This window comes from Paenibacillus barengoltzii G22, from assembly GCF_000403375.2.
Taxonomy (GTDB): Bacteria; Bacillota; Bacilli; order Paenibacillales; family Paenibacillaceae; genus Fontibacillus; species Fontibacillus barengoltzii.
This window is the reverse complement of sequence record NZ_KE159652.1, coordinates 789,333-803,934: the sequence shown is the minus strand read 5'-3', so window position 1 is coordinate 803,934 and position 14,602 is coordinate 789,333. Positions and strand designations below refer to the sequence as shown.

The following is a 14,602-nucleotide window of genomic DNA, read 5'->3' as shown; positions in this document are numbered from 1 at the left end:
GTTTCCCCATTGCATCCCCCATGCAGCAAAATTAGCTGGAGTATTCCAGCTAATTTTGGTTTCGTCCTTGTTTTAGCTCAGCTTGAACCAGCTGATTTGCACTTCCCCTTGCAGATGCAGATACACATCATGTCGGCCCGACAAACTTGCCGGTGCTTCTGCGGTGACTGTTGTCCAAGCTTGGCGACCGCCGGTAGGCAAGATCTTGCAGCTAATCACCGACTCGCCTTCTGGTGAATCCAGCGTGACGGCGATTTCGCCGCCCTTCAAATTCCCCGATACACGGGCTTCAAGTTGGGTTGTTCCTTCATCTAGCTCGACATCACGGAAGGCAATCCACCCGCGTTCACCTTTCAGCCGGATGCTGTCGCCGCCTTCACGGCATTCGTCCAGGTAGACTTCCTCGTAGTCGTCATAGTTGACCGCGCGGACCGGTTCACGCAGCGAACGCGGAGGTACGGTTTCGCCATCAACCTGAAGTGTCGTTGTCAATGCGATCTGCCCCGAGGAAGAGCCGACCATCACCGTATATTCGCCCGACTCCACGCAATAGCGATCTCGGGTTACGTCCCAGAACGCCAGCTCTTCTGCCTTCAGCGCAAAGGTCACCCGCTGCGTTTCACCCGACTGTAAATGCAAGCGAGTAAAGCCTTTCAACGTTTTCAACGGCCGCGGCACGCGCGATTGCCCGATTCGCACGTACAGTTGCGGTACTTCGTCCCCGGCGATATTCCCCGTATTTCGCACATCAAACGAAATCTGAACCTCGCCCTCCTGATCAACCTGAGTCCGATCAAGAGCAAGATTGCTATATTCAAACGTCGTATAGCTAAGTCCATGACCAAACGGATATAAGACCTCGCCGTCAAAATATTGATAAGTCCGTTTACCCTTAATAATGTCGTAATCCATAATGTCCGGCAGTTGGTCTACCGATTGGTACCAGGTCATATTTAATCGACCTGCTGGATTATAGTCGCCGAACAACACATCGGTCACAGCATGGCCCAGTTCTTGAGCAGAATGAGAGGTGAACAGGATCGATGGCACATGCTCGTTCTCCCAGTTCACTGCAAACGGATAGCTGCCGACAATGACAACCACTGTATTCGGATTTGCTGCTCTGACCGCTTGGATTAAAGCTTGCTGCGTCGGCGGCAGCACGATGTCCACTCGGTCGATCGTTTCCTTCGCATTAATGAACGGGTTATTGCCTACGACAACTACCGCGGTCTCTGCCGACTTCGCAGCCTCTACAGCTTGCTCAATCCCGTTCTCCACCACTTCAACGATCCATTGTTCTCCTGGAAGGCGACTATCTACCTTCACCGTATTATCAAAAACATTCTCGCCCACAGCGATCAACCCGCCGCGTTCGTTCAGGATGATTGGCCGTCCGTTCCACGCCTTCATCTCAACCTTGCCGTTTGAAGCAGGGCGGAAGTCGAACACTTCCTTGACAAACCAACCGCTTGCTTCATTTGCCGTTGCCATCAGCAGCCCCGAATCGGTCTCCGTAACGAACTTGCCATTTTCCACAGACCGCAGCGTGATGGAGCCCCAGCCCCAATCGTTACGCTCAAAAACAGCTGCATCCGCTGCATTCTCACCGGTTGCTTCTAGAACAGCCTCCGCTCCTTCGCCAGAGGTGATCCGGACGTATTTGCCGGTCAGGGCCGAACGAAGGCGAATCCGATCCGAGCCGGTTCCGAACAGGACAGGGCGGTCACCCATCTTCTCCTTGATGCCCTGAAGCGGGGTGACGCGGTACGGCGGCGTGCCGCTGTACCAGTCGGTATAGGCTTCATTGGCCAACGGTCCAACAACCGCGATGGAACCTAACGTTTGCGGAAGAGGCAGCAAGCCTTCGTTCTTCAGGAGCACGATTGCTTCGCGGGAAGCTCTCAGCGCCAAAGCCGTATGCTCTGGTGCGCACAGCTTCTCTTCCGGCACTCGGCTGTACGGGTTCCGCTCCTCCGGATCGAACTCCCCCAGACGGAAGCGTACACGGAAGGCGTTGCGCAGCGCACGGTCCAAATCCGATTCGGCCAGCAAGCCTTGCTCCAGCGCATTCCGCAACGCCTGGAACATGATCGGCTGCTCATCCGTCATGCTGTCGATGCCGGCCTTAATACTCCCTGCAACTGCTTCAGCATATGACTCCACGTACTTGTGGTCCAGCACCGTACCCATGACGTCGCCGGCGTCGCCGACAACAAACCCGTCCATCTCCCATTCACCTTTAACAATCTCGTTGACTTCTGAATTCAAATTGCAAGGCGTGCCGTTAATCCCGTTATAAGCCGTCATCATCGAACCGGCCCGGCCTTCACGGAACGTCCGCTCAAACGCTTTCAAATAATACTCCCGTTTGTTACGCGGGTCGATGCTCACCGATTCACTGCCGCGGCCAATCTCATTGTTGTTTGCGTAAAAATGCTTCAGCGTGGCTACAGCCTTATAATAAAACGGATGATCCCCCTGCAGCCCCTTCACCAATTCGGTCGTTAACGCTCCCGTGAGGTATGGATCTTCGCCGTAAGCTTCCTCTGTCCGGCCCCAGCGTGGATCGCGTTCCATGTCGACGGTTGGCGCCCAGATCGTCAAACCGTTCACTTCCGGATTCCGTTGAAAATAGACGCGTGCCTCATCCCCGATCACCGAGCCGATCTGACGCATCAACTCAGGATCCCAGGTGCAAGCCAGCCCCGTATTTTGCGGGAAGGACGTGGCTTCCCCCAGCCAAGCAACGCCGTGCGCCCCCTCCGTGCCATGCTTATATTTTTTGACGCCGAGCCGCGGCACCTCCGTTTGGAATTGGCACATTAACTCAATTTTCTCATCCAACGTAAATCGGCTGATCAAGTCGTCCACCCGCTCCGCCAACGGCAGATCAGGATTCTGAAAAGGATATTGGTACTTGTTGTCCGTCATACAATTACCTCGCTCTCCTACTCTATCAAACTCATTGTAAGCGCTTAAGAATTTGTTGCTGCTGATACCATCAAGTCTTCCACCCTATCTTAGTCTGCCGCCCCCTTCAGCGATACACGGAACATTAGTGTATTTTTCATATAAAAATATCGCATGATCAGCACGGTACGCCCCGAAGAGTTTCCCCTAGCTGCACCTCCTTTTGCACGATTATCCCCTTTAATCAGAATGGAGAAATCGAGAAGAGGATCTTCTAAGCAGCTTCTCTGCAGATTATCCCTTTTGCTCAGATTTGGGAGAGGATGATGTTCTGGCCCTCTCTTTTGCACCATTATCCCTTTGGTTCAGAATTGGGATTTTTCAGGAGGATCATCTTCTTACCGCCCTTTTTCGCCGCTATCCCTATTGTTCAGATAAAAGGAATCAATAGGCGAGACGGAAAGCTGGTTTCCCGGAATCTGATTAGTCCTCCGTATATAAGTTAGTATTTTTGGGATTTTTTTCTTGATATCAGAACATGCGTTTGGTATAATTTAGGAAAAGAGAACGTATGTGCTTGTTTGTGTCATTTAGAAGAATCAATGGAGGAAGCGGACATGAAATTAAGGATGAACACGGAGCATCAAGCTATTAGCCGTCGTTTTCAAAATGAAGCCGACTGTATCGAGGCGATTATCGCGATGAAATGGCCAAATGGCTTCGTCTGCCCGCGCTGTGCTTATACCGAGTGCACCCGTCTGTCCACTCGACATATTCCTTTATTTGAATGTGGAAGATGCAGTTATCAAGCCTCTCCTTTGGTCGGCACCATTTTTGAAAGAACCCATCTGCCTTTGGTGAAGTGGTTTCAAGCACTGGAGCTGTTCCTGCTCCCAGATGGCATCTCGGCGCTGCGGTTGAGTCAGGTAATCCAAGTGACCTACAAGACCGCTTGGCTCATGCTGCACAAAATCCGCCATACCCTCGGTGAATGCGATGCGAAGGTTTTGCTCTCTGGAGAAGTCAAAGTGTGCCGCGATCAATATGGGACGGATACCAGACGCTTTCATCCTGCTGATCAACCTTATGCCACCGCGGTTGTTACCGGCTGCACGGTAACGGAGACTGGCGAACCCGAGCGGGTGAAGATTCAACTGGTTTCGCATCAAAGAGGAAGCGATCAATGGGCTACTCGGCCCGATCTCGAGGCTTTCATCAACAAGCATGTGGATGTTCAACATACTTCAACCAAGCGGTGGTTTCCTTTCGCTTATCGGATGTATCTGCCCTTGCGGAGAGTCGTGAGACAAGCAAGAGACTCGATTCGACGCACGTATGTCGCCTTGGGGACAACGCATTTGCAGGCGTATTTGAATGAGTACACCGCCCGCCGTTACCTGCGCATGACTTGTTCCGAGGAAGAGATGCGCCAAAATCTGCTGCAGATGTGCCTGTCCATTTCTGCCATCCCTTACCGTGAGCTAATCAACCGCCAACAAAAATACCCGTCCATTGCAGCAGCGGCTTAAACCACTGCCGAATGAACGGGCTACAAGTGCTTGCTGTACTAGTGTACGAATTTGTTTACACCTAACAGGACGAGCTCTTCTATGTCTATGATCGATTGGACTTGGAGTTTTATCCATTTGTCTTTTATTTGTTATTTCATTTTTTCTTCCGAACGTTTTCAGGTTTCTCTTTCTCCACTCCCTGATTCAACGGGATAATCGTCAGAAGAGCGCCGCCGATAGATCATATGCCACTAGAGCAATATGTCACTTGCGCAATATGCCACTTGCGCAATATGCCACTTGCGCAATATGCCACTAAAGCAAATGCCCTAGGGCAACGGACCAAAGCACACCTCAGTGCCCCCATGGAAACTTACAGGGCCGGCATCAGGCATGGTTCATCTGCTTGCGATAAGCGGAAGGCGAGGTGCCGACGTACTTGCGGAATTTGCTGTGGAAATAGTCGACATTGGTGTATCCGACCTTTTCGGCCACCTGATAGACCTTCAGGCCCTCCTCTAAATAGTGTTTTGCTTTCTCGATCCGCACCTTGTCCAGGTACGTGTTAAAGTATTCTCCGGTCGTGTTTTTGAACAATTTGCCTAAGTATGCGCTGTTATAGTTGAAGATGCCGGAGAGCGTCTCTAGTTTAAGATTTTCGCTGTAATTCCGGTGAATCAGATCCAACATAATCTTGACTTCGCGGTGTTTCCCATCTTCACCGAGTTGGTTCATAATTTGCTGCAACAGTTGCTCCGCCTGCCCGTTTAACTCCAGAATGGAGTAGGCTTTTTGGATTTTGGAGTACCCGTCGGAAAACTCTTTGCTGCGGTTTTGCAGTTCCGGTGACTGCTTCAGCGCCTTACTGAAAATCGTGGTCAGCAGCTCCACATAACGGTTTTTGATTTCGTTCTCCATCGCACCTTCGGCTTTATAAGCTTCGCCCAGCTGGTGCAGCAGAGATTTGACGGCATCGCGATTCCCGATATCTACCGCATAAAAGAGCTGCTCTCCCAGTTCATCAGTCGAAAGCTCTGGTCCCGCACTCATGCTTGGACTTGCACCTGAATTTGCATCTGAACCCGTACCTCTACCTGAAACTGCACCGATACCTGAACCCGCAACTGGATCCGTTCCGGCAGACAAGCTATCGGGCGTTAAGATCGTTCCCTGATCAAGGAAAAAATGACGGCGGACCAAATCACATGCCGTCCGGTACGATTCCCGAATCTCCGTCATGCATCCTACCTTCTCGCCAATCGCCACGGAATAGCGGATGCCTAAATCAGCCAGCTCAGCAGCAAGCTCGCGATAGATTCCCGTAAGTTCTACAGAGAGAAGCGGCTCCTTCAGTAGGACACCAAACTTCGAGTGGATCGCAAACACCCAGCCACGGCCTGTCTCCTCGAACTGCCGAACCAACGCTTTGCGGATCAGCGCGTTAATTTGGGCATCGGTGTCTCCCTCCATTTGCGGGGCTAGCAGCAAAATTTGAAACACCTTGCCGCTGATGCCCACTTCATGAGCCCGCTCGCACAGCGGCGTAGGGTCCTCCTCGTCTTCGCCAGTCAGTACGGACTGGATCAGCGCTTCCCGGTTCCACTCCGTTGTGACGTGCTTCCACTGCTCGGACGCTTTCTCTTCGTCGATCGTCAGCTTGATTTTCCAAAGGTAATCCTTCAACTCATCTTCATCCACCGGCTTCAGCAAATAACCGTCCGCCCGGTGGGTCATCGCCTTCTTGGCATAGCTAAAATCTGCGTAACCGCTAAGAATCAAAATATGCAAATTCGGATCTTGCGTGCGAAGCTTCTCGATCAACTGCAACCCGTCCATCCCTGGCATGCGGATATCGGCCACGACCAGATCGGGATGATATTGCTGATATTTTTCCAGCGCTTCATTCCCGTTAGCCGCCGTATCCACAACTTCGTAGCCATAGGCGCCCCAATCGATAAAGGTCCGCAGACCCTCCCTAAGTTTCGGTTCATCGTCAACAATCAGCACTTTAATCATTTTGCATTCCTCCGGCCGGAAAAAAATTTAGTTTTCCCCAGCATTCAATAAAGCGTTTACAATTTGATTATAGGTTAGTTTTTAAATCGCTCACAAACATTATTCTGTTCATTTGTTGCACTATTTTGATGCCCCGCAAAAAAAGCTGCTCTCTCCCTCATCAATTGAAGGATTGAGCAGCTTGGTAGTTTCTGCATCCACTCGATAGAGTACGACTATCACTTTTCATTCATAGACGGTCTATTTATCCCTTCACCGCTCCTGCCGTCATCCCGTCGATAAAGTATTTTTGGAAGGCCACAAACAAGATAAAAATCGGAATGATGGAGAAGAAGGAACCTACAATCAGCAAATCATAGTTGTTCCCGTAAGGGGTTAGCAGCGTCTTGAGCCCAATCGGTAACGTGTATTTATTGGCGTCGCTGAGCACCATAAACGGCCAAAGGAAGTTGTTCCAGCTGTTCATCCCGTTGAGGATGGCCATCGCCGCAAAAGAAGGCTTCATCACCGGTAAGATAATCCGCACGTAGATTCCGTACTCACTCGCTCCGTCGACGCGTCCCGCAGCGATAATTTCCCGGGGAATTCCCCGCAAATACTGCCGGAAGAAGAAGATCGTCGCCGCGCTGGCGATGCCAGGCAGAATAATGGCCGAATAAGAGTTCATTAGCCCGATATCGTAGGTTAGGGTATACAGTGGCAGGAGCAGAATTTCAAATGGAACCATCATGATCAGCAGGACACAGATGAACAGGGTATTTTTCCCTTTGAACTCATAAGCTGAAAACCCGTATGCCACCGTAGCGCTGACCAACAGTGTCACCATGACTTGGACGACCGTCAGCAATAGTGAATTGAAAAACCATAAGAAATAGGAATGATTGCCCGTAAATAAGTAGACAAAGTTATCCAAGCTCATGACCGATAGATCGAACTTCAGGTTCAGTCCGTATCGGATCAAATCCTCCCCAGGCTTAAAGGAAGCCAGTGTTACAGCATAAAACGGCAGAAGCACCAGCACGCACAGGAAGGCGAAAAACACGAACAAAACGATCTTAATTAGCAAGCCGCGCTTCGATTTCGTCATGCTTCCTCCCCCTTCTTAAACATGCCGGTAAAGGCCAGCTGTGTCAGATTGATCACCATCGTAATGACAAGAAGCACGATGCCAACGGCGGCCGCATACCCCAGATTATTCTTCTCAATCCCTTGACGGTATAAGTAGCCCACGATGGTTAAGCCGATGTTCTTCGGAGAGTTGTTGCCGTTCCAGAGCATCATGCTTTCGATAAACATCGCCAGACCGGCGTAGATGCTGATCGTTAAAACATAGATGGTCGTTGGCTTCAACAGCGGCATCGTGATTTTCGTAAATCGCTGGATGGGAGAAGCACCGTCGATGGAAGCGGCTTCATAGTATTCTTCGGGAATATTTTTGAGTCCAGATAGGAAGTAAAGCATGTTTACCCCGGTCCATCTCCAGGTCGCCAGTGCCAATAAGGCAATAAAGCCAGTCGTTTGTCCTTTCAAAAATTTAATCGGCTCCACGCCAAACAAGCCCAAAAAGCTGTTGATGAGCGACCCTTCCATTTCACCGAACATCAGTCGGAAGATCGTCCCGGCCACCACCACTGACGTCAACGCCGGGAAGAAAAACGAGGATTTGAAAAATTCCCTCGCCCACATGAACTTGTTGTTAATCAATACGGCAAACAACATCGGAAACGGGATCAGAATCACCAAGGTTAAGACCATATAGATGGCACTGTTGGTCACGGCCTTGAGGAAAACCCCGTCGCCCATCAATTTCTCATAGTTGTCTATGCCAATCCACGCTGCTTCCTGTCCCAGGGTCACTTTCTGGAAGCTCATCCCGAAGGAGCTGATCAGCGGATACACCCAAAAGATGAGGAATACGAGCACGAACGGCAACACAAATACGTAAGGAGCAACCTTTTGTGAGTAAAGGAATTTTTTAAACATCGCCCTACCCCTTTTTTTAAACAGAGCTACTCCCGGAGGAGTAGCTCGCTGCTTATTTCAATTACTTCAGCTCCTGCTCGATTTGCGCTTGCGCATCATCCAGAGCTCGCTTAATATCCTTCCCGTCTTCAAAAACCTCGTTTAACGTTACCGTACAAAGCACGTTATTGATCGTAGGTGAAGCGGAGGTGGATTTAATCAATCGGATTTCGTCCTTGATGTCGTTCAGCACGTCAAATGGGTTGTTAATGAAGTATTGCACAAACTGGTTGTCCGGGTTATGTGTTACATCCTTCATTTCCCAAACGTCCATGTTGACCGGGTCAAAGCCCAACGTGTTCCAAATTTCAATGTTGGCATCCTCCGACAATTTGGCAAAAGCGAGGAAATCCTTGGCCAGCTCAATGTCTTTGGCCGTTTTGGTTACGACCGTCCCGGTTCCGCCGCCGCCAACCGAACGCGGCATCCCTTCTTCGATAACCGGAATCGGGGCGATGGCGATTTTGCCGGAGAGATCCTTCATATAGTTCGTGTATCTCGACATTTGCCACAACGGCATGAAAGCGGTCGCATAGTTGCCCGCATTAAACTCCCCGTAAGCTTCCTCCGTATCGGGCTGCCCTCCGGCGATGGTGGCGATCACATTGTTGTCTTGCAGGTCTTTCAGCAGGGTAAGTGCCTTCACCAAGGGTTCCGAGTTGATGGTCGGGTTCCCGGCGTCATCCGTGAAATCCGCACCTTGCTGCGCCAGCAGCTGGGAAAGCTGCCACGTTGCACTCGTATCGGCGGTGCCCATATACTTGCCTGTTTTCTCATACACTTGGATTCCGGCTTGTTTAAAATCTTCCCAGGTGACGATCGTCTTGTAATCCACTCCGGCCTCTTCTAAAATTTCCGTGTTGTAAAAAGCAACCGAGGCGCCAACGTGAGTTGGGATACCGTAATTCACACCGTCCTTGCTGTAGAGGTCGATTCTGGATTTGACGATCGTGTCCCGGTACGGGTCGATGACGTCATTTAATTCGACCAGCTGCGGCGTGCCGGCCAGAAAATCCGGGAACTTGCCCAGCTCAATATCCGCGATGTCCGGCGCCCCAACACCCGTCTGGACGGCGATGGATAATTTGTTGTGCATATCATCGTAAGGCATCACCGTGACGTTCAGCTTAATTTGCCGATCCGGATTGGCGGTGTTCCATTTCTCCAGCATTTTCTCAAAATGCTGTCCATGCAGTTCCACAAACGTCCAATAGGAAAGCTCTATCGCATCTTCCCCCGCACCGCCGTCCAACACGGAGGTTTCACCCCCCGCCGTGGTTGACGTCTTGCCGCAACCCCACAGCCATGTGGCCATTGATAAGACTAACAGCACAATCCAAACCTTTTTCTTCATCCTTGACCCTCCCTGACAAAATAAAATCTACACACTTCATTTACAGTCGGTTATCTCCCACTTCTCTAGTAAAACCGATGGTCAATCGATGACCTGAAGAAGCGCATGCCTGTTGTGTATAGCTAGGTGTTGTCATCGTCTCAAGGGTGAATGAAGCCGTTGCTTCTCAGAAGCGTTTGGTTCTTTAAGATCTCGCTTGACCCAAGCGAATCACGTTCCAGGAGGCTTTAGCTAAACGAGCTTTTACATAACCGTCCTCGCAGACCGCATTACCTCCGGTGTGAGGTTTAACATTTTCCTGGTCCGCTGTATTTACAGCTTTGAGGTCGTCATGTTCCAGCACCAGATGCTCGATCACACAGTAGCCTTCGAACCCGCGAATATCGCAATCCAGCTCAAGCGCTTCCTCCAAATGACGGTTGACCGCAAAAATCGTCAACGTCTCGTCCGCTTCGTTATATACAATCGCACTGTCCAAATAAGGAACATCGGTATAATCCTTCGCGTCGTACACCGGGGAGTTAACTACCGGCTGCAGCGATACGCCCCGTCCAAAAAGCGAAGCATGCATGTAAGGATAATAAATCGTTTGCTTCCAGGAACGTCCGCCATTCTCCGTCATGATCGGAGCGATTACGTTCACCAACTGGGCCATGCAAGCCATCTTCACTCGGTCGGCGTGGCGCAGGAACGTAATCAGCATGCTTCCGACCAGCAAAGCGTCCTCGAAGTTATAAACGTCTTCCAGTTGCGGCGGCGCAATTCCCCAGGGCTCCAGCTTGGCATCGGCATCGTTGGAATGGTACCAAACGTTCCATTCGTCGAAGCTGAGGTACATCGTTTTCTTGCCGCGTTTCTTCGCCTTAACATAATCGCAGGTGGAAATCACCGTACGAATGAAGTGGTCCATATCCATCGTACGGGCGAGGAAATTCGCCGTATCGTTGTCCCGGTTGCCATAGTATTGATGCAGGGAAATATAATCCGCCACCTCGTAGGTATGCTCCAATGTCACCGCTTCCCATTCCGGGAACGTTGGCATCGACGAGCTGGAGCTGCCGCACGATACCAGTTCGATATCAGGATCAACCTGTCGCATCGCCTTCGCAGTCTCATAGGCGAGCCGTCCGTATTCCTGAGGTGTCTTTTGTCCGATTTGCCATGGACCGTCCATTTCGTTACCCAGGCACCAGGTTCGGAACTTATGGGGCTGCTCATAACCGTGGCTTCGGCGCAAATCGCTCCAATAGCTGCCCCCCGGATGGTTGCAGTATTCCAGCAGGTTGCGGGCCGCATCAACGCCGCGGGTCCCCAAATTCACCGCCATCATGACTTCGGCACCAACCTCTTTGGCCCATCCAGCAAACTCGTTTGTGCCTACCCAATTCGGTTCAATCGTCCTCCAGGCCAGTTCCAAGCGTTTGGGCCTCGATTCAACCGGACCAACCCCATCCTCCCAGTTATACCCGGAAACAAAGTTCCCGCCGGGATATCGGATGATCGGGACGTTCAGCTGCTTCACCAGCTCCTTGACGTCGTTACGGAATCCATGTGAATCCGCCTCCGGATGCGAAGGCTCATAGATCCCCCCGTAGACAGCTCGGCCCAAATGTTCAATAAAGGAGCCGTAAATGCGCCGATCTACTTCCGCAATTTTAAAGGCTTTGTCGATGACCATCGTTGCTCGCAGTGCTGTGGATGACATGTTGACCACCTTCCATTTTAGTAAATATTAAATTATTTCGAATATCCTTGAATGAATCCGTTTACAGGTATAAAATAACATATGAGATTAGGGTTGTAAATATATTTACCTAAAACATTTTATATTTATATAAAATTAATTGAATGAATGGTCCTAAACACCGTGAAAATGCTGAAAAATTGCCTGAAATTACAATGTGATTTTGAAATTTAGTTTAAATAAACTTAAAATTAATTACTCATTTACTGCAAATTTAATCTATTTTTCGAATCGGATCTTCATTTTTTGATTTGATGCTTTATTATGCGACCAAGTTAGTTTATAATTATCTAAAATAAAACTACCCATTAATTATTGGAAGAAGGTTCGATTATCCGATGATCTATATTAAGGATTTGATGAGCGGGATCGACATTTTCAAAGCATTAAGCTCGGAGATCAGAATTCAAATCCTCGAACTGCTGGCCAAAAATCAGGCTTTAAACCTCAATGACCTCGCCACCAAGCTGGGCTTAAGCAACGGAGCGATAACGATGCACATCAAGAAGCTGGAGGAAAGCGGTCTGATTGAGATTAATACTTCCGTTGGCAAGCATGGCATCCAGAAGATATGTTATCTGAACAAAGACAAGTTGATGGTCGACCTGCGGAGCAAGGATGTCGACAATTTATACGAAGTGGAAATTCAGGTGGGCCATTATAGCAATTATCATGCGGTCCCTACCTGCGGTTTGGCTACGAAGCACAGCATTATCGGTGATTTTGACGATCCGCGTTACTTCGCCGATCCACAGCGAATCGACTCGGAGATTATTTGGTTGTCCGAGGGCTTTCTGGAATACCGCATCCCGAATTACTTGAAGCCCAATCAAACGTTCCGGGAAATTCAATTTTCGATGGAACTGGGTTCCGAGGCACCCGGGTATTGCGATAACTACCCGTCGGACATCTATTTTTACTTGAACGGCGTCGAAATCGGTTTCTGGACGAGTCCGGGGGACTTCGGTGATGCACGCGGCACATTTAATCCGGATTGGTGGCCGCCGCACTTGAACCAATATGGAATGCTGAAGCTGATCCGCATTAACAATGAGGGCAGCTTTATCGACGGTTGCCGCATTTCCGACGTTACGTTGGAACAGATTCAACTGGATTACAAAAGCGAGCTGACGTTCCGCATCGCCGTCACCGACAAGCCGATCAACAAGCGCGGACTGACCATCTACGGCAAGAACTTCGGCAACTACAGCCAGGACCTGCTGGCTCGGGTGCTGTATGATGTGAAAGAGCAATAACAACAATCAAAAAAATCAGCCTCCAGGTTACCGTTAGGTCCTGAAGGCTGATTTATTTTTAGCATAAGGAATAGGTTCTTACATCGTTTGCCCGTTGTCGATGGTAAGGATTTGTCCCGTCATCGAAGGTTGTTCCAGAATCGACGCGATCAGTGCGGCAATCTCCTCCGGCGAAGCGATCCGGTCCAATGGCAGCTGGGAAGTCAGCGACCGCATCTGCTCCTCCCGTCCAGCCCACCAACGTGTGCTGACCGCTCCAGGAGCTACACCGGTCACCCGCACATCCGGCGCCAATGCGTGAGCCAGCGATTTGGTCAAACCGTGCACCGCTGCTTTGGATACCGCATAGGGGACCGAGGAGCCTTTGCCCGTAATCCCTGCTATACTGCCCACGTTGACGATTGCCCCTTTACCCTGCTTTAAATACGGAGCTGCCGCTCGCGCACAATAAAACATCCCTTTTACATTTACCGCAAATAGATCGTCCCAGGCATCCTCCGTAATTGCATCCAGATCGCCCATTGCAATATACCGGGTGATGCTGGCGTTATTGACCAGATAATCGATCGTCCCAAATTGCTGGACGATTTGGTCAACCATAGAGATGACCTCCTCGTTGTTTGAAACGTCGGCGCGAATCGCAATCGCCCAGCCGCCAAATTGCTGAATGGTTTGCACGGTCTCTTGGGCCTCCGCCTCTGAACGGGAGTAATTGACGGCAACCATTGCCCCGCGTTCAGCCAGCAGCGTTGCCGTCGCCCGGCCGATCCCCGTAGCGCCCCCGGTAATTAGCACAACTTTGTTATGGTAACTCATGCTTCCATCTCCTCCTGTAAGCGAAGTACACTCGATTTATTTTTTTCAGCCGACTGGCTGTTACTGCTTCCCTGCCAATTCACCAGGAACACCCCTACACAAGTCAAAGCCCCGCCAACATAAACGTACCAAGTGATCTGCTCACCAAACAGCAGCCAACTGCAAATGACGCTAAAGATCGGCACAAGGAACAGGAATGAACTGGTTTTGCCGGGATCGCTGTGGCTGAGCAAATAAAACCAGATCGTAAATTGAATAATGGAACAAAAGATCACGAGCCAGATGACCACGGACGCGGACGACAGGTTCAATTCAAAGCTGGGATGCTCCCCTGCAAAGCTGAAGATTAACAGCATCACGCCGCCGAGCAGCATTTGATAGGCGGCCAGCACTCTTTTGTCAAACGCCGGACCGATGCGGTTAATGATCAACGTGGCCACCGTGAAGCTGACGGCTCCCGCCAATGCAAATACCGTGCCAGGGTTAATGCTCAGGTTCATGCCAAAGGTGATAACCACACCAGCAAAGCCAATCACCACGCCAACCCATTGCCTTACGCGATAGGCAGTTCCCATCAGAGCTCCCCAAAGGATCAGCATCAACGGGCTCGTGCTTGAGATGATAGCGGACTCGCCAGAGGTAATCCAGCGCATGCTGTAAGCGGTGAACCCCATCACCCCAACCGATTGGAACAACCCGAGCAGCAAAAGCTGCAGCCAAGACTTCGCACCCTTAGGTTGAGGTTTGTTGGCGCTGAGTAAGGCGAGCAATCCCCCGGCCAATAAGAATCGGATCCCCATCAGCATGAGCGGGGTGGTATGCATCATCCCCAGTTTGGCAGCCGGATACGCCGTCCCCATCAAGAAAGTGGTCAGCAACAGCAGACCGGTATATTTGAATATATTCACGTTGTCGTTTCCTCCTTAGGTGTCACTTTCATGATTTGTATTGTATCGGAGGTTGGTGATTA

Annotated in this window: 10 protein-coding genes; 2 read left to right on the top strand and 8 right to left on the bottom strand. The window is 50.4% G+C overall.

Annotation, left to right across the window (positions count from 1 at the left end):
• Positions 1–72: 72 nt before the first annotated feature.
• A complete protein-coding gene (locus C812_RS03750) occupies positions 73–2,934 on the bottom strand; it encodes a glycoside hydrolase family 3 protein (protein ID WP_016311355.1) in 2,862 nt (953 codons plus the stop codon).
• 596 nt (positions 2,935–3,530) lie between these two features.
• Here C812_RS03750 and C812_RS21460 point away from each other — a divergent pair.
• Complete coding sequence (locus tag C812_RS21460) at positions 3,531–4,442, top strand: transposase (protein ID WP_016311354.1); 912 nt, start codon at positions 3,531–3,533, stop codon at positions 4,440–4,442.
• 369 nt (positions 4,443–4,811) lie between these two features.
• On the opposite strand, the gene C812_RS03740 is transcribed toward C812_RS21460, so the two are convergent.
• The 5 genes from C812_RS03740 to arfA form a co-directional block, all read right to left on the bottom strand.
• Complete coding sequence (locus C812_RS03740; RefSeq protein WP_016311353.1) at positions 4,812–6,440, bottom strand: response regulator transcription factor; 1,629 nt, start codon at positions 6,438–6,440, stop codon at positions 4,812–4,814.
• A gap of 244 nt (positions 6,441–6,684) precedes the next feature.
• Positions 6,685–7,527 carry a carbohydrate ABC transporter permease gene (locus tag C812_RS03735; protein WP_016311352.1) on the bottom strand — a complete coding sequence of 281 codons (843 nt, stop codon included), beginning with the start codon at positions 7,525–7,527 and terminating at the stop codon, positions 6,685–6,687.
• The gene (locus tag C812_RS03730; protein WP_016311351.1) at positions 7,524–8,423 is read right to left on the bottom strand and encodes a carbohydrate ABC transporter permease; all 900 of its coding nucleotides are present in this window, start codon (positions 8,421–8,423) and stop codon (positions 7,524–7,526) included. The genes C812_RS03735 and C812_RS03730 overlap by 4 nt, the downstream gene beginning before the upstream one ends.
• 61 nt (positions 8,424–8,484) lie before the next feature.
• Positions 8,485–9,816 carry an ABC transporter substrate-binding protein gene (locus tag C812_RS03725; protein WP_016311350.1) on the bottom strand — a complete coding sequence of 444 codons (1,332 nt, stop codon included), beginning with the start codon at positions 9,814–9,816 and terminating at the stop codon, positions 8,485–8,487.
• Positions 9,817–10,000: 184 nt separating this feature from the next.
• Positions 10,001–11,521: an arabinosylfuranosidase ArfA gene (arfA, locus tag C812_RS03720; protein WP_016311349.1), complete on the bottom strand. Its 1,521-nt coding sequence runs from the start codon at positions 11,519–11,521 to the stop codon at positions 10,001–10,003.
• Between the two features lie 377 nt (positions 11,522–11,898).
• On the opposite strand from arfA, the gene C812_RS03715 reads away from it, so the two are divergent.
• Positions 11,899–12,816: an ArsR/SmtB family transcription factor gene (locus C812_RS03715; RefSeq protein WP_016311348.1), complete on the top strand. Its 918-nt coding sequence runs from the start codon at positions 11,899–11,901 to the stop codon at positions 12,814–12,816.
• Positions 12,817–12,894: 78 nt separating this feature from the next.
• On the opposite strand, the gene C812_RS03710 is transcribed toward C812_RS03715, so the two are convergent.
• Entirely contained in the window at positions 12,895–13,632 is a 738-nt protein-coding gene (locus C812_RS03710; RefSeq protein WP_016311347.1) for an SDR family NAD(P)-dependent oxidoreductase, read from the bottom strand.
• Complete coding sequence (locus C812_RS03705; RefSeq protein WP_016311346.1) at positions 13,629–14,540, bottom strand: DMT family transporter; 912 nt, start codon at positions 14,538–14,540, stop codon at positions 13,629–13,631. The genes C812_RS03710 and C812_RS03705 overlap by 4 nt, the downstream gene beginning before the upstream one ends.
• Between the last annotated feature and the right edge of the window lie 62 nt (positions 14,541–14,602).

What these genes read in the sequence shown, in the direction of transcription:
- C812_RS03750 (WP_016311355.1), bottom strand. Translation starts at nt 2,934, where the DNA reads ATGACGGACAACAAGTACCAATATCCTTTTCAGAATCCTGATCTGCCG.
- C812_RS03740 (WP_016311353.1), bottom strand. Translation starts at nt 6,440, where the DNA reads ATGATTAAAGTGCTGATTGTTGACGATGAACCGAAACTTAGGGAGGGT.
- C812_RS03715 (WP_016311348.1), top strand. Translation starts at nt 11,899, where the DNA reads ATGATCTATATTAAGGATTTGATGAGCGGGATCGACATTTTCAAAGCA.
- arfA (WP_016311349.1), bottom strand. Translation starts at nt 11,521, where the DNA reads ATGTCATCCACAGCACTGCGAGCAACGATGGTCATCGACAAAGCCTTT.
- C812_RS03710 (WP_016311347.1), bottom strand. Translation starts at nt 13,632, where the DNA reads ATGAGTTACCATAACAAAGTTGTGCTAATTACCGGGGGCGCTACGGGG.
- C812_RS03725 (WP_016311350.1), bottom strand. Translation starts at nt 9,816, where the DNA reads ATGAAGAAAAAGGTTTGGATTGTGCTGTTAGTCTTATCAATGGCCACA.
- C812_RS21460 (WP_016311354.1), top strand. Translation starts at nt 3,531, where the DNA reads ATGAAATTAAGGATGAACACGGAGCATCAAGCTATTAGCCGTCGTTTT.
- C812_RS03730 (WP_016311351.1), bottom strand. Translation starts at nt 8,423, where the DNA reads ATGTTTAAAAAATTCCTTTACTCACAAAAGGTTGCTCCTTACGTATTT.
- C812_RS03735 (WP_016311352.1), bottom strand. Translation starts at nt 7,527, where the DNA reads ATGACGAAATCGAAGCGCGGCTTGCTAATTAAGATCGTTTTGTTCGTG.